The 19,059-nt window shown below is 72.1% G+C and carries 17 protein-coding genes; 7 read left to right on the forward strand and 10 right to left on the reverse strand.

Annotated features, from left to right (window positions below; genetic code table 11):
* Window positions 1-87: 87 nt before the first annotated feature.
* Window positions 88-654, reverse strand: a complete 567-nt coding sequence (locus M1203_RS01115; protein WP_249947527.1) for an RICIN domain-containing protein — start codon at window positions 652-654, stop codon at window positions 88-90.
* A 331-nt stretch (window positions 655-985) separates the two neighbouring features.
* Between M1203_RS01115 and M1203_RS01120 the strand changes: the two genes are divergently transcribed.
* Both M1203_RS01120 and M1203_RS38980 read left to right on the forward strand, forming a co-directional pair.
* Entirely contained in the window at window positions 986-2,098 is a 1,113-nt protein-coding gene (locus M1203_RS01120) for a sorbosone dehydrogenase family protein (protein WP_249947528.1), read from the forward strand.
* A 156-nt stretch (window positions 2,099-2,254) separates the two neighbouring features.
* Window positions 2,255-3,379 (forward strand): PP2C family protein-serine/threonine phosphatase, encoded by a 1,125-nt coding sequence (locus tag M1203_RS38980; RefSeq protein ID WP_249947529.1) that lies wholly within the window; start codon window positions 2,255-2,257, stop codon window positions 3,377-3,379.
* Between the two features lie 2 nt (window positions 3,380-3,381).
* On the opposite strand, the gene M1203_RS01130 is transcribed toward M1203_RS38980, so the two are convergent.
* Window positions 3,382-4,284, reverse strand: coding sequence for a serine hydrolase (locus M1203_RS01130; RefSeq protein ID WP_249947530.1), 903 nt, complete (start codon window positions 4,282-4,284; stop codon window positions 3,382-3,384).
* The gene (locus M1203_RS01135) at window positions 4,281-5,183 is read right to left on the reverse strand and encodes a LysR family transcriptional regulator (RefSeq protein ID WP_249947531.1); all 903 of its coding nucleotides are present in this window, start codon (window positions 5,181-5,183) and stop codon (window positions 4,281-4,283) included. The genes M1203_RS01130 and M1203_RS01135 overlap by 4 nt, the downstream gene beginning before the upstream one ends.
* A 175-nt stretch (window positions 5,184-5,358) precedes the next feature.
* On the opposite strand from M1203_RS01135, the gene bla reads away from it, so the two are divergent.
* The gene (gene bla, locus M1203_RS01140) at window positions 5,359-6,306 is read left to right on the forward strand and encodes a class A beta-lactamase (RefSeq protein ID WP_249947532.1); all 948 of its coding nucleotides are present in this window, start codon (window positions 5,359-5,361) and stop codon (window positions 6,304-6,306) included.
* A 60-nt stretch (window positions 6,307-6,366) separates the two neighbouring features.
* On the opposite strand, the gene M1203_RS01145 is transcribed toward bla, so the two are convergent.
* The gene (locus M1203_RS01145; protein WP_249947533.1) at window positions 6,367-7,023 is read right to left on the reverse strand and encodes a response regulator transcription factor; all 657 of its coding nucleotides are present in this window, start codon (window positions 7,021-7,023) and stop codon (window positions 6,367-6,369) included.
* Window positions 7,020-8,261, reverse strand: a complete 1,242-nt coding sequence (locus M1203_RS01150) for a histidine kinase (RefSeq protein WP_249947534.1) — start codon at window positions 8,259-8,261, stop codon at window positions 7,020-7,022. Before M1203_RS01150 ends, M1203_RS01145 begins: the two co-directional genes overlap by 4 nt.
* A gap of 132 nt (window positions 8,262-8,393) precedes the next feature.
* Here M1203_RS01150 and M1203_RS01155 point away from each other — a divergent pair, with 132 nt between their 5' ends.
* Window positions 8,394-9,203, forward strand: a complete 810-nt coding sequence (locus M1203_RS01155) for a class I SAM-dependent methyltransferase (RefSeq protein WP_249947535.1) — start codon at window positions 8,394-8,396, stop codon at window positions 9,201-9,203.
* 116 nt (window positions 9,204-9,319) lie between these two features.
* Window positions 9,320-10,324, forward strand: a complete 1,005-nt coding sequence (locus tag M1203_RS01160; protein WP_249947900.1) for a zinc-binding alcohol dehydrogenase family protein — start codon at window positions 9,320-9,322, stop codon at window positions 10,322-10,324.
* Window positions 10,325-10,411: 87 nt separating this feature from the next.
* Here M1203_RS01160 and M1203_RS01165 read toward each other — a convergent pair whose 3' ends face one another.
* From M1203_RS01165 to M1203_RS01185, 5 genes are all read right to left on the reverse strand, one after another.
* Window positions 10,412-12,820 carry a glycosyl hydrolase family 65 protein gene (locus M1203_RS01165; protein WP_249947536.1) on the reverse strand — a complete coding sequence of 803 codons (2,409 nt, stop codon included), beginning with the start codon at window positions 12,818-12,820 and terminating at the stop codon, window positions 10,412-10,414.
* Complete coding sequence (locus M1203_RS01170; protein ID WP_249947537.1) at window positions 12,817-13,650, reverse strand: HAD family phosphatase; 834 nt, start codon at window positions 13,648-13,650, stop codon at window positions 12,817-12,819. Before M1203_RS01170 ends, M1203_RS01165 begins: the two co-directional genes overlap by 4 nt.
* Before the next feature lie 188 nt (window positions 13,651-13,838).
* Window positions 13,839-15,071: an exo-alpha-sialidase gene (locus M1203_RS01175; RefSeq protein ID WP_249947538.1), complete on the reverse strand. Its 1,233-nt coding sequence runs from the start codon at window positions 15,069-15,071 to the stop codon at window positions 13,839-13,841.
* A gap of 143 nt (window positions 15,072-15,214) precedes the next feature.
* A complete protein-coding gene (locus M1203_RS01180) occupies window positions 15,215-16,060 on the reverse strand; it encodes an oxidoreductase (RefSeq protein WP_249947539.1) in 846 nt (281 codons plus the stop codon).
* Window positions 16,061-16,330: 270 nt separating this feature from the next.
* Window positions 16,331-16,798 (reverse strand): DNA-binding protein, encoded by a 468-nt coding sequence (locus M1203_RS01185; protein WP_249947540.1) that lies wholly within the window; start codon window positions 16,796-16,798, stop codon window positions 16,331-16,333.
* A 185-nt stretch (window positions 16,799-16,983) separates the two neighbouring features.
* On the opposite strand from M1203_RS01185, the gene M1203_RS01190 reads away from it, so the two are divergent.
* Window positions 16,984-17,724: an SDR family NAD(P)-dependent oxidoreductase gene (locus tag M1203_RS01190; protein WP_249947541.1), complete on the forward strand. Its 741-nt coding sequence runs from the start codon at window positions 16,984-16,986 to the stop codon at window positions 17,722-17,724.
* A 171-nt stretch (window positions 17,725-17,895) separates the two neighbouring features.
* A complete protein-coding gene (locus M1203_RS01195; protein WP_249947542.1) occupies window positions 17,896-19,059 on the forward strand; it encodes an NAD(P)/FAD-dependent oxidoreductase in 1,164 nt (387 codons plus the stop codon).

A 19,059-nucleotide genomic window follows, 5' to 3' on the forward strand; every position in this document is an offset into this window, starting at 1 on the left:
CCCTCTCGCGAGCCGATCGCGGGGTCAGCCGCGCCGTGTGTCCGGCCGCTCGTCAGCGGGCCGGACCGACACGGCGCGGGGCGGCCGTCAGTGTTCCCAGACGGGCAGCCAGATGTCGTTGGCGACGCCGGTACAGGTGTACTGGATCAGTGCGTTGCCCCGGCCGAGACCGCCCTTGACATTGAGGCACTTCTGGCTGGACTTGACGACCAGTTCGTAGCCGATGCCCTTGGGGACGAACTTCCACAGCGCGTTGGCGTCGTTGCCGCAGGTCCACTGGATGACCGCGGTGCCGTTGGCGTTCCCACCGCCCTTGACGTTCAGGCACTTTCCGCTTTCCAGGGAGGCGAACTGGTAGTAGCCGCCGCCCTTGGCCGTGGCCTCCCAGCGCTCGTTCGGGGTGCCGGACCAGGGCCACTGGATGACCGGCGTGCCGTTCGCGCTTCCACCGCCCTTCACATTGGCCACCTGGCCGGGGTCGGCGGCCAGACGCAGGCTGAGCTGCTGGACGGTGACCGCCCTCTCCGCCCTGTCCGTCCTGACCGTCCTGTCCGCATCCGGCTGCGCGGACGCGGTCGGCGTCATCGACGCGACAAGCATCGTTCCCGCGAGAGCGGCGGCCGCGGCGACCCAGTTCAGCTTGTAAGCCGACATGAATTCTCCTGACACGATTCGGGCCGGGCTCTCCGGCACGGGAGGAGACTGCCGGACGCCGTCGCCGCGGAAGACGGACGCCAAAGCCAAACCACCTGTTCGGGTAGCGGGTGTGGGCCGTACGGGTGAGACGACCGTATACATCCGCCCCAACCACCCCAATCCGAAAGCGCGTTGGAACGCGCGTCCGTCGCCCTTGACCGGCCATGACACACCTCCTACGTTCCCTCAGGAGCCCGAAGCCCTTGTCAGGTGCTCGTCATTCACGGCCGGACATCCACCGGCCCGCGCGACGTTCCAGCCATACCGACTCCCCCAGGAGGGCCGTTCCATGGCACGCCACCCCCACACCGCCCGCAGGCTCCTGCCCACCGCACTGACCGCCGTCGCCGCCGCGACCGCGATGACCGCCGGCCTGCTCGCCACCGCCGGCACGGGAAACGCCACGGAAGGGACCGACAGCGGCATCGCCTCCGTCCCGTCCGCCATCCGGACGGTCTCGTCCGGCTGGACCGTCCCCTGGGGACTCGGCTGGCTGCCCGACGGCGCGGCGCTCGTCACCGAGCGGGATTCGTTCAAGATCTTCAAGCTCACGCAGTCCGGCACCAGGACGCAGGTCGGCACCGTGCCCAATGTCGTGACCACCGGCGGCGAGGGCGGGCTCCTCGGCATCGCGGTCTCGCCGAACTGGAACAGCGACCGCCACATCTATCTGATGCACACGTCCTCCAGCGACAACCGCATCGTCCGGATGACCTACGACGGCACCTCGCTCGGCGGCTACACCGTGCTGGTCAGCGGAATCGCGAAGAACCGCTATCACAACGGCGGGCGCCTCAAGTTCGGCCCGGACGGCTATCTCTACGCCACCACCGGCGACGCGCAGAACGCGAACCTCGCACAGGACCAGAGCTCGCTCAGCGGCAAGATCCTGCGGATGACGCCGGACGGCAGGCCCGCGCCCGGCAACCCCTTCGGCACGCTCGTCTACTCCCTCGGCCACCGCAACCCCCAAGGGCTCGCCTGGGACGCGCAAGGCAGGCTGTGGGAGGCCGAGTTCGGCAACACCCGGTTCGACGAGCTGAATCTGATCGAGTCAGGCAAGAACTACGGCTGGCCGGTCTGCGAGGGCAGCTGCACCACCGCGGGCATGACCAACCCCGCCCGGCAGTGGACCACGAGCGAGGCCTCCCCCAGCGCGGTCGCGTTCGCCGACGGCGCGCTCTACCTGGCGGCGCTGCGCGGCGAGCGACTGTGGCGCGTGCCGGTCACCGGTACGGGCACGGGCACGCCGGTCGCGTACTACGCCAGTCAGTACGGCCGGCTGCGGACGGTGGAGAAGCTCCCCGGCCAGAACGCCCTGTGGCTGGCGACGACCAACGCCGACGCCAACGGTGGTGAGCCGGCCGGCGCGGACAGGGTGTTCCAGATCGACCTGCGGTAGCCGCACCCGCCGCGCCCGCGGCCGGACGTGACCGCGGGCACGGCGGGGGTGCCGCGATCCCCCACGCCGTGATCACACGTGTGCTCCTCGCCGCTCGCGGGCCCGAGGGCCCGGACCGAAGGTGGGGGGAGAGTCCGACGGCGAAGGGAGCGCGGTGTGGCCACCAGGGCCGGCGAGCCGGCGGATCCGGAGGCCCACCGGGCACGACGGCCGTCGAACGGCGCCCTCCTGCTCTGGGTGGTGGGGCTGACCGCGCTGATCCTGGTGCTCGGCCTGCTGACCGGCACCGGACTGCGCCTGATCAGCCTGCTCGTCTTCCTCCCCGCGTTCGCCGCCGCCTTCTGCAGCGTCCGGCAGACGGTGTACACCGCGTGCTGGTCCGCCGCCGCGGTGGCGCTGTCCCTGCTGTACCACCCCGAGCAGAGCCGGGGCGACGACATCGTGGCGCTGACGCTCACCGCTGTCTTCGGCGGCCTGAGTGTGCTGGGCTGCCGGTACCGGATCGGGCACGAGAACGAGATGCTGCGGCTGCGGTCGACCGCCACCGCCATGCAGCGGAGCATCCTCAGGCCGCTTCCCCTGCTGACCGACCAGGTGCTGATGGACGGTGTCTACGAGCCGCTCCAGGAGGACAAACTCGTCGGTGGCGACATCTACGACCTGGCGGCCTCGCCCTATGGCACCCGCGTACTGATCGGTGACGTCCAGGGCAAGGGGCTGCCCGCCATCGGCGCGGCCTTCGCCGTGATCGGCGCGTTCCGCGAGGCGGCGTACCGCGAGAGGACGCTCTCCGGACTCGTGGACGCTCTGGAGGAGGCCGTCGTACGGCACAACGCCATCGCCGCCGACGCCGACGAGCCCGAACGGTTCGTCACCGCGCTGGTCCTCTGCATCGACGACTCGACGACGGTGCAGGCCATCAGCTGCGGACACCCCCGCCCGTATCTCGTGGGACCGGGCGCGACCGTCTCCGTACTCCTCGAAGAGGCCGATCTCCCCCTCGGCCTCGGCTCGTTGGCGCCCGCGGCCCGCACCGTCGGCCGGTTCGACTTCCCCTTCGGCACCACGCTGCTGCTCTGCACCGACGGGCTGACCGAGGCGCGGTCGCCCGACGGCACGTTCTTCCCGCTGAGGAAGCGTCTCGCCGAGGAGGCGGGGCAGCCTCCGGGCCGGCTCACGCGCGCGCTCCACGCGGATTCCCGTACCTTCGCCGCCGGACATCAGCAGGACGACATCGCCGTGCTCGCGCTGTGCCGCGCCTCCGCCGCCGACACGCCCTGAAGCTAAAGCTGCCTGAGGTGATCGCGCAGGCCGCGTGCGACCTGCGCCATGAGGGCGTCGGCGCCAGGTTGCGTGCCGGCCGGGACCAGTGACTCGGTGAGAACGGCGATGGCGAAGGCCTGGCCGTCGGAGTGTTCGACGACACCGATCTCGTGGCGGAGATTGAGCAGGGTGCCGGTCTTGGAGGACCAGGTGGTGGCGTCGGAGCTGAAGTCCGGGGTGAGCCGGTGCCGTAGCACGTTGTTCCGCATCAGACCGCGCACGCGCTCGGCCACCTCGGGGTGGATCGCCGAGGGGGTCCACAGGGCCTGGAGCAGTTCGACGTACGCGCGTGCGCTGCCGGTGTTGGCGCGGGTGGTGTCGAGCTGCGGCACCCGGTGTCCACGTCCGCCGGTGCCCGCGTCGATGGCCAGGGCGTGCGCGAGATGGGCCTGCGCGGCGTCGAAGCGTTCCGCGGGGGTGTCGGACAGTTCGAGCATGCCGTGCCGGACGGTGATGCCGCGGACGCCGAGTTCGTGGAGGATGTCGGCGACCTGTCCTGGCGGGGTGAGGTCGAACAGCGCGTCGGCGGCCGTTCCGTCGCTCACACACGTACTCAGATAGAGCAGGTCGTCGATGGCGATCCGGCTGGGGTGGCGGAATCGGCTCAGCCCGGTGGGGCCCGGTGTGGTGATCCGCCCGGGTTGCACGTCGAGCATCGTCGCCCCGTCGAGTTCGCCCCGCCGGACGCGCTCCGCAGTCGCCAGCGCGAGCGGGACCTTGACCAGGGAAGCGGCGGGCAGCTGGGTGTCCGGGTCGATCCCCAGCTCCTCTCCCGTGTGCAGATCCCGTACGAGCAGGCAGCCGTGCAGACCTCCGTCGCTCAGCTGCCGGCGCATGTCGCCGAGCAGTGCCTCCGTGTTCACGCCGCCGCCCCTCCCGAGGTGCCCGCCCGGGTGTCCGCGCCGAGGAGACGGGCGAGGGCGTCGCCCAGGCGCGCTTCGATGTGCTGTGGATTGCCGTCGGCCGCGGCGGTGAGAGCGAACCCCCGGCTGAGCGTGATCTCCCCGATGGGCCGCCAGTTCAGGGCGAGTTCCTCGGCCTGTGCCGGTGAGCACAGCAACAGGTCGTGGGTGGAGAGGACTTCCGCCGCGGCGGTCGTCAGATCGGCCGAGGCGACGAGCTGGGCGGGCCGCAGTCCCACCGCGTCGCGCAGCCGCGTCAGCGGGTCCCGGATGTGCGGCACATCGTCCTCCGGCTGGATCCAGATACGCCGGGCCGGGCCGGGGGAGCCTCGTCCCAACCGCAGCGTCTCGACATACACACGTCTGATGCCGGGATCCTGGGCACTGGCCAGACCGAGCGGAACGGACCACGTCGCCTCGTCGGCGGGCACCGCGAGCACGGCGGCACGTACCTGCTGGGCGTGGATCAGCTCCCTGCGCCGGGCCGGCGCCGCGACGCGGAGTTCGAGCGTGACACCGTGTCCCCGCGCCTCGGCGACGAGCCGGGCGAGACCGGCCGTGGAGCAGATGCCGGGCACCGCCAGCCGCCAGGGTTTGCGCTTGGCGGCCGCCGCCTCGTTCAGCAGCACCTCGGCCGTCTGTACGAGCTGCCTGGCCGCCGGCAGCATGTCCCGTCCGAAGGGGGTCAGGACGGCCCGTCGCGACGTGCGCTCGAACAACTGCTCACCGAAGTGCTCCTCCAGCGCGGCGACGCGGCGGCTGGCCACCGACTGGGACATCCGGGCAGCGGACGCTCCGACGGTGAAACTGCCGTGCTCGCTGACGCTGACGAACGCGCGACACGCTCCCACCAGATCCACAGCCCGCACTCTATGCCAGATCGGCATGGAACCGCGCATGAGCGTATTGGACCGCATGACCGCGGGGAGGCGAGGGTGGTCACGGCACCCACGACCACGACCACGCATCGGGATGGGGCGGTGTCACTCCATCCCCTACGCGCCCCGCGTGCGGGGCGCCCCGGAGGTTCGAACCATGAAGCACACCCGTGTCAGGCGCGCCGCTCTCGGTGCGCTGGCCTCGCTCGCCCTCGTCCCGCTCGTGGCCTGCGGCCAGGGCGCGTCCGCGGCCTCTTCGGCGTCCTCCGCCGTGGCGTCCCCGTCCGTCGATACGTCGAAGCCGAGTCCGGCCGCAGCGAAGCCGTTCGCCGGTGAGCTCCACGAACTTGAGCGCGAGTTCGACGCGCGGCTGGGTGTCTACGCCATCGACACCGGCACCGGGCGCGAGGTGGCGTACAACGACGGTGAGCGGTTCCCCTTCGCCTCCACGTTCAAGGCGCTGGAGGCCGGTGCCGTGCTGAAGAAGTACACCCTGAGCGGCATGGACCGGGTGATCACCTATTCCAAGGACGATCTGGTCGCCAACTCGCCCGTGACCGAGAAGCACGTCGAGACGGGGATGAGCCTGAAGGAGCTGTGTGACGCCACCGTCCGCTACAGCGACAACACCGCGGCCAATCTGCTGTTCGACGAAATCGGCGGTCCCAAGGGCCTCCAGGCCGTACTCAGGGACATCGGCGACGACGTCACCCGGATGGATCGCATCGAGCCCGATCTGAGCGAATGGGTCCCGGGCGACACACGGGACACGACCACGCCGCGCACGCTGGCCGAGGATCTGCGCGCGTTCGTTCTCGACGATGTCCTCCCCGAGGCCGAACGGGCCCAGCTCACGCAGTGGCTGCGGACCAACACCACCGGGGACGCGCTCATCAGGGCCGGGGTGCCCAAGGGCTGGGTGGTCGGCGACAAGACCGGGACGGGCAGCTATCACGGCGCCCGCAACGACATCGCCGTGGTGTGGCCCCCCGACTCCGCCCCCATCGTCATGGCGATCATGTCGAACCGCGCCGACAAGGACGCCGAACACGACGACAGGCTGATCGCGGAAGCGGCGTCGGTGATCGCCGACAGGCTGTCGTAGCGGCCGTCAGCGACGACACGTGTCCTGGCCAGGACCGGCGGAACCGGTCCTGGCCAGGACTCAGCCGGGAGCGCCGAGCCCGGCGTCCCTGGCCAGCAGGGCGGCCTGGACGCGGTTTCCGGCGCCGAGGGCCATGAGGATCCGGCTGATGTGCGCCTTGACGGTGCTCTCGCGCATACCGAGCGCCGCCGCGATCTCCGCGTTGGAGCAGCCCAGCGCGAGCCGTGCCAGTACGTCCGTCTCACGCGGTGTGAGACGGGCGAGCCTGGCGCGCGCCGCCAGCGCCGCGGGCCGCTCGGCGTGGTGGAAGCGGTCGATCACCCGACGGGCCGCGGCGGGATGCAGCATTCCCTGGCCGGCCGCCACCACATGGACCGCGCGGATGATCTCCAGCGGATCCGTGTCCTTGAGCAGAAAGCCGTCCGCGCCCGCGGCGAGCGCGTCGTAGATGTACTCGTCGAGGTCGAAGGTGGTCAGCGTGATCACCCGCGGTGGGGCCGGCAGCGCGCGCAGCCGGCGGGTCGCGGCGATACCGTCCATACGCGGCATCCGTATGTCGACGAGCGCGATGTCCACGCGGTGCCTGCCCGCCTGCTCGACGGCGGCCAGTCCGTCCGCCGCCTCGCCGACGACGGTCAGTTCCGGGTCGGTGGTCAGCAGATCGACAAGACCGAGCCGCACCAGGGCGTCGTCGTCCACCACCAGGACGTTGATCATGACGCCGTCGTGGAGAAGCCGGCCGGCGTGGCGAGGTCCGAGGGGGCCACGGGCAGCCGGGCGGCGAGCCGCCAGCCGCCCCCGGTGGCACCCGTGTGCAGATGGCCGCCCAGCGCCGCGACCCGCTCCGCCAGACCGATCAGACCGTACCCACCGGGCGCCCGCGCGTCGGGGCCCCCGGATGCCGGAAGTGCCTCCCCGGCGGGGCCGTTGACCACCTCGACCGTGGTGGCGGGCGGCCCATAGTGCACACGCACCACGACCGGCGCCGCGAACGCGTGCTTGCGGGCGTTGGTCAGGGCCTCCCGTACGAGCCGGTGCACCGCCAGCCGGTGGGCGGTGGAGGTGCCGGCCGCGTCGCCGGCCACCGTCGACTCGATCAGCTGGCCCGCGGCCCGTGCCTCGGCGAGCAGTTCGGCCAGGTCCTGGAGCGCCGGGGCGGGCACGGCCGCCTCGTGGGTTCCGGCGGCACCGGCCGTCCCGTCCGCTGCGGCGGGACGCTCGTCGGAGCGCATCGCCCCGAGCACCTCGCGCAGATCGTCCAGCGCCTGTCCGGCCGTGTTCCGCAGCAGGGCGATCCGTTCCACGGTGGCCGGGGGCATCCCCTCCCCGCGCAGCTGGAGCACCCCGGCATGCAGCATCAGCAGGCTCAGCCGGTGCGCGAGGACATCGTGCATCTCGCGGGCGATCCGCGACCGTTCGGCCAGTCTCGCCTGCTCCGCGCGGAGTTCGCGCTCCACCCGCAGCTGCTCCACCTGCTCCGTCAGCGCCGCGAGCAGCCGGCGTCTGCTGCCCAGCCACATGCCGAGCGCCAGGGCGAGCCCGATGAGCACGGAGTTGCCGAAGCCCGCGTTGGTCCAGTTGCTCAGCCGCCCTCCGGAGAGCGGCTGTCCCCGGGTCAGCGCGACGGCGAGCCACGGCAGGCCCGTGGTGAGGACGATCCCCAGACACACCCACACCTCGCGCAGCCTGCCGCGCGAGGAGAAGTGGTACAGCGTCACCAGCAGCGGCAGCAGGGCGCCCAGGGCCGCCGACAGGAGCGCCACGCCCGCTGCCGCACGGGGATACCGGTGGCGGCCGAGCGCCGCGAACGAGGCGATCACCGCCATCCACGGCGCGGGATCCGCCAGCGTGTCGCCGGCCGACCGGTAGCCCTCCAGCACGGACATCAGGGCGAGCACCACCGCCGAGGGTGCCTCCACCCACAGCGGCATTCCGCGTCCCGGCTCGGATCTCACCTTGTCATCCTAGGGACGCGCGTACGCCACGTACCCCCGCGGGACGGACATCGCGACCCCCTACTTTCGTCGGACACCGCTGTCGCACAACAGCCGATCCCCCGGCCCCGGCCGCTCCCTAGCGTCACCGGCATGGCTCTTCCACCGCCCCGTACCCCGCTGGTCCGCACCTCGCCACCCGGCATGTCACCGTCGGACACCGCACCGTCCGGCACGTCATCGCCCGATCCCTCGCTCACCGGCATACCCGGGTCCTTCGGTGCCCGGCGTCGGCGTACCCCGGCCCGGCGGCTCGCCGACCGGGGGCTGTTCCTCGCCGAGACGCTGCGGACGTTCCGTACGACGGGCGCCGTGACACCTAGCGGGCGCCCGCTCGCCCGGGCGCTCGCCGCGCCGCTGGCCGACCGTACCGGGCGGCCCCGCGCCGTGCTGGAGGTCGGCGCCGGCACCGGCGCGGTCTCCCGCGTCCTCGCCGGCCTGCTCGGTCCCGAGGACACCCTGGACCTGGTCGAGTCCAACCCGCGCTTCGCCCGCGTACTCCAGGCCGACCTGCGCACCGACCCCCGGCTCGCGGCCCTCGGGGAGCGCGTCGGGCTGATCGCCGCGCCGGTCCAGGAGCTGGATCCCTCGGCGCGGTACGACGTGATCGTGTCCGGGCTGCCCTTCACCAACTTCCACCCCGACGAGGTGTCCGACCTGCTCGCGCGCTATCTGACCGCGCTCGGACCGGGCGGCCGGCTGACGTACTTCGGCTATCGCGCCACCACGAGGCTGCGTGCGGTGTTCGGCAGCTCCCGGAGCCTGGCCAGGCACAGCGGAGTCGTGCGTGTACTCGACTCCTTCCAGCGGGCCCATGCCGTCGACTGCCGCACCGTCTGGGGCAATGTCCCCCCGGCGCGCGTGTGGCAGCTGAGCGCGCCCGCGACGGCGATCGACCACTGACCCGGACGACGTATGGACCCGCGCCGCCGGGACGGCGCCCGCTTGCCGCGGGTCGGTGTGCGCCGCAGGCTGGAGGTATGGCTGCTCCCGCGTCCGCCGCGCCCGCCACGGAGACCATGGACGGCTGGGCCGTCGAGACCCCAGGACCGATCGGCACCGGACGGCCGCTGGTCCGTGTCAGCCGCCGCGTGCCCGTCCCCGCCCCCGGTGAACTGCTGCTGCGGGTGGAGGCGTGCGGTGTCTGCCGTACGGATCTGCATCTGACCGAGGGCGATCTCACCCCGCACCGCCCGTTGTCCATCCCCGGCCACGAGATCGTCGGCCGGGTGACGGCCGTCGGCGAGGCGGTGACGCGGTTCCGCATCGGTGAGCGGGCCGGCGGGGCCTGGCTGCGGGGCACCTGCGGCACCTGCCGCTACTGCCGGGCGGGACAGGAGAATCTCTGCCCCGGGTCCCTCTACACGGGATGGGACGCGGACGGCGGCTTCGCCGAACTGGCCATCGTCCCGGAGGCGTTCGCGTACCGACTGCCGGAGGACCAGGACGCCGCGCTGCTCGCGCCGCTCCTGTGCGCCGGGATCATCGGCTATCGCTCGCTGCGCCGCAGCGCGCTGCCTCGCGGCGGGCGTCTGGGGATCTACGGTTTCGGCGCCTCCGCCCATCTGGCCGCGCAGGTGGCACTGGCCGAGGGGGCCAATGTCCATGTCCTGACCCGGTCGGCGCGGGCGCGTGAACTCGCCATGGAACTCGGCGCCTCGTCGGCCGGTGGCGACCGGGACCGGCCACCGGAACCGCTCGACTCGGCGATCCTGTTCGCGCCGGTGGGTGATCTGGTGCCGGTGGCGCTGGAGGCCCTGGACCGGTCGGGCACGCTCTCGATCGCCGGTATCCATCTCTCCGACATTCCCGTACTGAACTACGAGCGCCATCTCTTCCAGGAGCGGAATCTGCGCAGCGTCACCTCCAACACCCGGCAGGACGGGCACGACTTCCTCGCCCTGGCCGAGCGCATCGGCATCCGGGTCACCATCAGCCGCTATCCGCTGAGCCAGGCAGACCGCGCGCTCGGCGACCTCGCGGCCGGGCGGGTGACCGGCGCGGCGGTGCTCGTCCCCGGCTGACGCGGGTATCGGGCGGTTCGCGCGCACGTACGGTTCGAGCGCGCGTACGTGGACGGGAGTCCAGGTCCTGTCCGGTCGGTCCTCGTGTCATCTGCCGGGCAGTTCGAGCCGGCGCGTGGTGCCGGGGACGATGACGGACTCGACCCCGCCGAGCACCACCCGTACCGGACCGTCGCTCCCGTCCGGCACGGCGATCCGTACCCGCTCGGCGCGGATACGGAGATCCACGTCCCAGTGACTGCGGTAGCGGATGACGACCCCGAACTTCGACAGCTGGGGCAGCGGCGCCGGATCCAGCCACAGCGCGTTGTCCCGGGTCTCCAGTCCGGTCAGCCCGCGCTGTACGAAGTCCAGGGTGCCCGCCATCGCGCCGAGATGGATGCCCTCCGCCGTGGTGCCGCCCTGCACGTCGGCCACGTCCCCGGCCAGCGCCTCCTCGGCGAAGGCCCACGCCTCGTCACGGCGGGCCCGGGCCAGCACCCACGCGTGGACGAGGGAGCTGAGCGTGGATCCGTGGCTCGTGCGGGCGAGGTAGTAGTCGACGGTGGCCCGCCAGGAGTCGTCGTCGAGCCGGTGACCGAGCTGCCGGAAGAGCCCGGCGAGTTCCCGGGGCGAGAAGAGATAGCCGAGCATCAGCACATCGGCCTGCTTGGACGCCTGGTAGCGGTTGGCCGTGTCGCCCTCCGCCTCCAGGATCCGGTCCAGCCGCCGGATGTCGCCGTACCGCCGCCGGTAGCCCTCCCAGTCGAGTTCGGCGAGGTCCCCGTATCCGGCGAACTGGCTGATGACCCCCGCGTGGTACGGCACATGGAGCCGGTGGGCGATGTCGTCCCAGCCCTCCTGTTCCGCCGGCGCGAGCCGGATGCGGTCGAAGAGCTGATGGCGGTGCGAGAGGGGCAGGGTCCGGCAGAGTTCGAGGGCCCGGGTCAGTACCCACGCCGCGGTGACATTCGTATAGGCGTTGTCGTCCAGTCCCGGCACCGTGGCATCCGGGTAGCCGTCGTGGTACTCGTCGGGGCCGACGACACCGCGGATGCGGTAGCGCCCAAGCGCCGGGTCCCAGACCGCGCTGCTCGCCCAGAACCGCGCGATCTGGAGCAGCGTCTCCGCGCCGTCGGTGTGCAGGAACTCGATGTCGCCGCTGGCCTGGCAGTACTGCCACACGTTGTACGCCACCGCCGAGCCGACATGGTGCTGGAGCCGGGAGTAGTCGGGCAGCCAGCGGCCGGAGCGCGGGTTGAGATGCAGTTCCTGGGTCTCCTCGCGCCCGTCGCTCCCGCTCTGCCAGGGGTACATCGCGCCCCGCCGGCCCACGCTGCGGGCCGCGTGGATGGCGGCGGGCAGCCGCCGGTAGCGGTAGCCGAGCAGGGACCGCGAGACCTCGGGGAAGTGCAGGTTCAAGAACGGCAGGACGAACAGCTCGTCCCAGAAGACATGCCCGCGGTAGGCCTCGCCGTGCAGCCCTCTGGCCGGTACGCCGGCGTCCAGTCCCGCCGTGTGCGGGGAGAGGGTCTGGAGTACATGGAAGAGATGCAGCCGCAGGATCCGGCCCGCCTCGCCGGGCACGTCGAGTGCCGCCTCCCGCCAGATACGTTCCCAGGCCCGGTGGTGCGAGGCCAGCAGCCGGGGGAAGTCGGCGGCCCGCCGTACCTCCTGGACCGCGGTGAACCGCGGACCGCTGATCGCCGGGTCACGGGAGGTGTACAGCGCGACCGTCTTGTCGACGGTCACCGTCTCGTCGCGCCCGACGGGGATCGTGAGGGTCTGGACGGCCTGTGCGGTGGTGAGCCGCGCACGGGGCGCGAGGTGACGGCGGTCGGTGACACGGGTGCGCGCGGCCAGCGCGATCCGGATGTCGGAGTTGACGGTGCGGCACCGCAGCCACACCACGCTGTCGTCGCGCTCCGCGCCGGTACGCAGATGGATCAGATGCCGGTTCGCCAGATCGCGGTACCGCTCCACTCCCGCGTTGCGCACATCGCCGTCGAGACCCGACTCCACCTCCACCGTCCCGGCCCAGCCCTCGGCGGTGAACGAGGTGCGCTGCGCGGCGAGATGCGGCTCGCCCATGTGCACCAGCCGGCACTGCTCGACGCGCAGCCGCCGCCCGGCGCCGTCCTCGTACACCGACCAGCGGGTCAGGGTGCCGTGCCGCAGGTCCAGGCTCTGCCGGTGGGTGAGGAGGTGGGGGCCGTCAGGTGAGAGCCACGGTCCCGGCGCGGTTCCTTCGGGGCGTACGCGGTAGCGCAGCGGAAGCCAGTTGGGCAGATTGACCATGTCCTCGTTCTCGACCTGACGCCCCGCGACGGTGGAGACGAGCCGGTTGTAGCAGCCCGCCGCGTAGGTGCCGGGGTAGTGCGCCGGTCCTTCGGATGTCTCCGACGCGGCGCCGCGGGTGCCGAAGTAGCCGTTGCCCAGCGTGCAGAGCGCCTCGCGCAGCCGCTCCGCCTCGGGGTCGTAGCCCTCGTATGTCCAGGTCCAGGCGCGTGAGGTCACCCGCTTCTCCTGTTCGCGCTTGTCCCCTTCGCGCTTGTCGCCGCCGCGCTTGTCCCCTTCGCGCTGCCCCGGTCCTCTTCTTCGGTCAGCAGCTCTCCGGGGTCGGCGACCACCACATCGGCGCCGTGCCCGCGCAGCTCGGCCGCGCTCGTGGGCCCGGCCGTCCGGTCGACGCCGATCACCAGGCCGAACCCGCCGCGCCGGCCGGCTTCGACACCGGCCAGCGCGTCTTCCACGACGGCCGTGTCCCGGGGCGGAAACCCGAGGCGGCGCGCGGCCTCCAGGAAGAGTGCCGGGTCGGGCTTGCCCGGCAGCCCCAACCGGTCGGCCTCGTTGCCGTCCACGACGGTCCGCAGCAGACCGAGCACCCCGGCCGACGTCAGCAGGTCCCACGCGTGCCGGGACGCCGAGACGGCGGCGCACGGCACCCGCTGGGCGGCCAGCGCGTGGAGCAGGCGTACGGTCCCCGGCCAGACGTCGACGCCATGCTCACGCAGTCGCCGCGTGAACAGCCGCTCCTTGCGTGCCATGACGGCCCGGACGGTGGCCGTCCCCGGTCCGTCGCCGGGATCGCCGAAGGGCAGGTCGAGTCCGCGCGCGTTCAGGAACGCCATCGCCCCGTCCTCGCGGGACCTGCCGTCGACATAGCGGCGGTAGTCGTCCACCGCGTCGAAGGGGGCTCGAATGCCCGCGGCGGACAGACACGCGTCGAACGCGCCCTTCCAGGCCGCGGCGTGCACTCCGGCGGAGTCGAGGATGACCCCGTCGGTGTCGAGGACCACGGCCCGCACGGTGCGCAGACAGGGGGCCAGGGCCGACGCGCCGGTCATGGCCCGTTCCGTTCGTGTCCATTGCGTACGTGCCCATTCCGTACGTGCCCGGTCCGTACGTGCCCGGTCCGTTCGAGGTGGTGGCCCATGGACCCATGGCACCACGGCTGACGGTCTTGGGCGCGGCGGGACCGGGCGGGAGTCCGCTACGAGGGTCGGGGCTCCGGCGCCTTCGTCGGCCGCCGGCCCTACCGGGCCGCGCCGCCCGCCTCGCCCTGAGAAACCGTCAGGTCCGGCAGGAGCTTCCAGACCCAGGGGAGCCGGGTGAAGCGGATGCTGTCGTGATAGGTCCGCTGTCCCGTCTCGTAGAGCAGGCCGACGGTCCCCTCGCCGGTCTGCACCAGGTCCGAATAGCCCGCCCGGTCCTCCGACACCGTCCACACCGGTCGCCATGACAACCCGCCGTCGCCACTGGCCCGCACCTGCATCCTGAGCCGTTCGCCGGGGTCCGAGGGGCCGGAGTACAGAAGCGGCTCGTCCCCGGTGGGACCGCGGACCTGGAGCACACTGCCCTGCACCACGGGCCCCTCGATCATCGGCTGGGGCCGGAACGGGACGGAGAGGGTCAGTCCGCCGTCGTCGCTGTAGGCGTCGGCCCGTGAGCCCTCGGTCGTACGGTCGTGATCACGGGAGTTGATGTAGACGCGGCCGTCGGGCAGCTCCGTCAGCGTGCTCTCGTTGAGCGCCAGCGGCTCGTCGGCCCCGGGGCTCAGATAGCCGACGCGCCAGCTGAGACCGCCGTCGTCGCTGACGAGGGAGTGCGCGCCGCTGCGGGCCGCCGGGCCCGCGCTGTGGTTCGCGGGGACCAGCAGCCGTCCCCGGTGGGGGCCGTGGCGCAGCGCCACCGCGTGCCCAGGACCCACCGCGTACCAGTGCCAGTCCGCGGCCTTGACCGACGCCGTGATGTCCCGCTGCGGTGACCAGCTCAGGCCGTCGTCCGTGCTGCGCTGTACGTACACCCGGCGGACGGAACCGGCGACCGCGCCCGCCACCACCTGGCGCTTGGTCGCGCCGCCGATCGTCCGGCAGGTCACGAGCACCACGTCCCCGCTGGCCGGATCGATCACCGGCGCGGGGTTGCCGACGGTGTCCTCCCCCGCGTCGGCGACCACGTGGAGCGGCTGCCAGGTGCACCCCCCGTCCAGCGAGCGCCGGAGCACCAGATCGATGTCGCCGTCGTCCGCGGCCGAATCACGCCGCCCCTCGGCGAACGCGAGCAGTGGTCCGTCCGGCACCTGGAGGGCGGCCGGGATCCGGAAGGTGTGGTAGCCCTCGGTCCCGGATTCGTACGGCACGGAGGGCTCGCAGGTCGAGGGCCGCGCGGTGCTCGGGGCGGCGGGCCACAGGGCCAGCGCCGTACTGATCAGGAGAACGAGCGGCAGAAGAGGCGATCGGCTGATTCTGACGGCACGGAGTCTCATCGCGTCCCTCGGCTGGTGTGGCAGGTGCGTGCGCGGGTCCGCGAGGAACATAGCGGCACATACACCTGTCGCCCGGTCGCCACGCGTGCCGGGGCACCTGCCCGCGAAGGTCGCGGAGCGCCGCCGAGGGGGCGGCGGGCGGCTCAGCCGGTGGTGACGTCGTCGTGGTCGGTGCTCGTGGCCACCTTCCGCCACGTCTCCAACTCGTCGTGGACGAAGCGTAGTTTGTCCTCCACCCGGGCGACGCTGTCAGCCCCCAGCTGGATGCGCAGCGGGGCACGTTCGCTGCCGCCGAGATCGACGATGACGCGGGCCGCCTTGACCGGGTCGCCGGGCTGGGCGTGGTTCTGGTCCACCGCGCCGGTCCGGGTGCCGCCCGAGGTGGCGGCGTAGTCCTGGATCACGTTCTCCTCGGTGTGGAGGCTGGAGCCGTCCAGGAAGTCCGTACGGAAGCGGCCGGGTTCGACCAGGGTCACCGTGATGCCGAGCGGCGCGACCTCGGCGGCCAGCGCTTCGGACAGGCCCTCGACGGCGAACTTCGTGGAGGCGTAGACGCCCCAGCCCGGCGCGGCGGTGAAGCCGCCGACCGAGCTGATGTTGACGATGTGTCCCGACCTGCGCTCGCGCATCCCGGGCAGCACGGCGCGCAGCACATTGAGCGTGCCGAACACATTGGTCTCGTACACCGCCTTGGCCGCCGCGTCCGAGACCTCCTCGACCGCGCCGAGCAGCCCCCGGCCCGCGTTGTTGACCAGCACGTCGATACGGCCGAACCGCTCCGTCGCCGCGGCGACGGCCGCGTGCGCCGCGTCCTCGTCGGTGACGTCCAGGGGAAGCGCGAGCAAGGCGTCGCCCGCGTCGGGGAAGAGGGACTTCACGGCCCGGGGATCACGGGCGGTGGCCACGACGTCATACCCGGACGCCAGGGCGGTACGGGCGATCTCCGCACCGAATCCGCGCGAGGCACCGGTGATCATCCAGACGCTCATGGCTGTGGCTCCTTACCCGCGACCGCGACCGCGACCGGCGGCCGGCGGCGGCCGGCCGACTGCTGACGGTCCTCGACAAATGGAGCGTATGAGGCGCCGGAACAGCCGACAACCGGACTCCTCCGATGGTGCGGACGGCCGTGACCTGTCAGCCCGTACGGGGGTTGAGCCGGACCCCGGTGACCGCACGTCACCCTCGTGCACCGAACAGGTGGATTCATCCCGATGACCATGATGCGCAGGGCGACCGCGGCGACGCCCTGACGCGGACTAAAGCGACTCCCGCGCCTCCTCCGCTCCCTCGGTGTCGGCAGCGGTACGGCCGGCCAGCCGTTCGTACCGCTGCCTCGCCGCCTGTGGCGTGCCGAGGCCGAGGCCGAAGGCGATCTCCTGCCAGGTCATCTCGCGGCCCCGGGCCATCTTGAGGAGTCCGGCCTCCAGTTCGTCCATGTCGCCGCGTGCCAGGGGGATCAGGCTCAGTGCGGCGGTGATGTCGGCGTGGTCCACCGGCGGCTCGCCCTCGTCCGGCCGCGCCGCGCCGCTGAGCAGGAACGACACCAGCCTGATGGCCTCGTGGGGCGCGATGACGGAGGGATGGACCTGCCGGCGGCGCTGTTCGTCGGTGGCCGCGTGCCGCTCGGCGATGCGGAACAGGGACGCGTGGGCGCGGTGCGCGCGCGCCTGTTCCGGGTGCGGCGGGGTGAAGGGGTCGGTGGGCCGACCGGAAGTCGATGACATACGACCAGGATCGACGACACACACATTGATGTCAACAGTTCGTTTTAAACGGCCTGTTCACATGGTTCTGTTCACACAGGGAACCGCCCCGAACGCGTGCGCCCGACGAGGGTGAGATACGACTTGCTGTCCGGTCGGTGAATCCGGCGAATCCCTCACACCCGTCGCTCAGCAGGAGGCAGCTCATGTCACGTCCGATCACTGTCGTCACAGGCGGCAGCCGGGGTATCGGCGCCGCGACGTGCGTCCGGCTGGCTGCCGACGGGCATGATCTGGCTCTCGGCTACGTCAGCGACGAAGAGGCGGCCGAGGAGACGGCGGTGGCCGTCCGTGCGACGGGTGCGCGCTGCGTCACCGTACAGGTCGACACCTCCGAAGAGGCGGACGTGGAGCGGCTGTTCGACACCGCCGCGAGCGAACTCGGGCCGGTGACGGGCCTGGTCAACAACGCCGGTGTGACGGGCCCGCTCGGCAGACTCGCCGATACGAGGACCGCCGACCTGCGACGGGTGATCGAGGTGAACCTCCTGGGCTATCTACTGTGCTGCCGGCGTGCCGCCCGGGACATGGCGGCGCTCGGCTCCGGGGCCATCGTCAATATCTCCTCGGCGGCGGCCACCCTCGGCGCCCCCGGCGAGTATGTGCACTACGCGGCGACGAAGGCGGCCACCGACGCCCTGACCATCGGTCTGTCCAAGGAGCTCGGCCGGAACGGCATCAGGGTCAACGCGGTGGCGCCGGGCGTCATCAACACGGAGATGCACGCCGCGATGGGGGATCCCGACCGTCCGGCGAAGGCGGCCGCCGCGATCCCGCTCGGCAGGCCCGGAGAGCCCGCCGAGATCGCCGCCGCCGTCGCGTGGCTGCTGTCGGCAGACGCCTCGTACACGACGGGGACGGTACTGAGGGTCTCCGGGGGCCGGTGACACGCACCCCGGTCCGCGACGATGCCGCCCGCGGGGTGCCGCCTGCGGGCGGTGCCACGTCGGGGGCGGTGCCGTTCGCTACGAACTTGTTCGCCACGAACATGTTCGCTACCCTTCTCGGCATGACGCGGCACGCCGCGACACGACGGCAGGCGAAAGGGACTGAACGACATGGCGAGCCACCGAATCCATCACCCCATCACCGTCGTCGGCGGCGGCCTCGGCGGCCTTGTGCTCGCCCGCGTCCTCCATCTGCACGGGATCGAGACCGCCGTGTACGAACGTGACGCCTCACCCACCGCCCGATCGCAGGGCGGCATGCTCGACCTGCACGAGGACACCGCCCAGGTGGCGCTGCGCGCCGCCGGTCTCTTCGCGGAGTTCCGTGCCGCCGTCCATCCCGGCGGCGAGGCCATGCGCATCCTCGACAAGCACGCCACCGTCCGGATGGAGGAGAGCGAGGAGGACGGCGTCGGCGGCCGGCCGGAGGTCAACCGCAACGATCTGCGCGCCCTCCTGCTCGCCTCCCTGCCCGAGGGCACCATCCGCTGGGGTGCGAAGGTGACCGCCGCCCGCCCGGTCGGTGCGGGCCGGCACGAGGTCGCACTCGGTGACGGCACCACCTTCACCACCGATCTGCTGATCGGTGCGGACGGGGCCTGGTCGAGGGTGCGTCCGCTGGTCTCCGACGCCACGCCCGGCTACTCCGGCCACTCCTTCGTCGAGATGAATGTCCACGACGCCGACGCCCGCCACCCCGGCAGCGCCGCCGTCGTCGGGGGCGGCATGCTGTTCGCCCTGGCCGAGGGGAAGGGCCTGCTCGCGCACCGCGAGGCCGGGGGCAGGCTGCACATCTACTGCGCGCTCAGGGCCCCGGCGGACTGGATCACCTCCAGCGGTATCGACTTCACCGACACCGCGGCGGCCACGTCCCGGCTGCTGGAGCACTTCGACGGCTGGGACGAGCGGCTGCGCGCGCTGATCACCGACGCCGACGGCCCACTCGTACCGCGCCCCATCCACGCGCTGCCCATCGGCCACCGCTGGGACCGGGTTCCTGGTGTGACCCTGCTGGGCGACGCCGCGCATCTGATGTCGCCCTTCGCCGGCGAGGGCGCCAACCTCGCCATGCTCGACGGCGCCGAACTGGCCGCCGCGATCGTGGCCCACTCCGGCGACACCGAGAAGGCGCTGACCGTGTACGAGGAGGCGATGTTCCCGCGCGGCGAGGCAGCCGCCGTGGAATCCGCCGACAACCTCGCCCTCTGCTTCGGTCCCGACGCACCGCAGGGCCTGGTTGACCAGTTCGCGCTCCACCGCGGCCGGACGGACTGA

Origin of the sequence: Streptomyces sp. 35G-GA-8, assembly GCF_023534745.1 — a bacterium.
GTDB lineage: Bacteria > Actinomycetota > Actinomycetes > Streptomycetales > Streptomycetaceae > Streptomyces.

Bases quoted from the DNA above. Each gene is read 5' to 3' on its own strand.
- M1203_RS01115 (WP_249947527.1), bottom strand. From the start codon at position 654: ATGTCGGCTTACAAGCTGAACTGGGTCGCCGCGGCCGCCGCTCTCGCG.
- M1203_RS01120 (WP_249947528.1), top strand. From the start codon at position 986: ATGGCACGCCACCCCCACACCGCCCGCAGGCTCCTGCCCACCGCACTG.
- bla (WP_249947532.1), top strand. From the start codon at position 5,359: ATGAAGCACACCCGTGTCAGGCGCGCCGCTCTCGGTGCGCTGGCCTCG.
- M1203_RS01145 (WP_249947533.1), bottom strand. From the start codon at position 7,023: ATGATCAACGTCCTGGTGGTGGACGACGACGCCCTGGTGCGGCTCGGT.
- M1203_RS01155 (WP_249947535.1), top strand. From the start codon at position 8,394: ATGGCTCTTCCACCGCCCCGTACCCCGCTGGTCCGCACCTCGCCACCC.
- M1203_RS01160 (WP_249947900.1), top strand. From the start codon at position 9,320: ATGGACGGCTGGGCCGTCGAGACCCCAGGACCGATCGGCACCGGACGG.
- M1203_RS01170 (WP_249947537.1), bottom strand. From the start codon at position 13,650: ATGACCGGCGCGTCGGCCCTGGCCCCCTGTCTGCGCACCGTGCGGGCC.
- M1203_RS01175 (WP_249947538.1), bottom strand. From the start codon at position 15,071: ATGAGACTCCGTGCCGTCAGAATCAGCCGATCGCCTCTTCTGCCGCTC.
- M1203_RS01180 (WP_249947539.1), bottom strand. From the start codon at position 16,060: ATGAGCGTCTGGATGATCACCGGTGCCTCGCGCGGATTCGGTGCGGAG.
- M1203_RS01185 (WP_249947540.1), bottom strand. From the start codon at position 16,798: ATGTCATCGACTTCCGGTCGGCCCACCGACCCCTTCACCCCGCCGCAC.
- M1203_RS01190 (WP_249947541.1), top strand. From the start codon at position 16,984: ATGTCACGTCCGATCACTGTCGTCACAGGCGGCAGCCGGGGTATCGGC.
- M1203_RS01195 (WP_249947542.1), top strand. From the start codon at position 17,896: ATGGCGAGCCACCGAATCCATCACCCCATCACCGTCGTCGGCGGCGGC.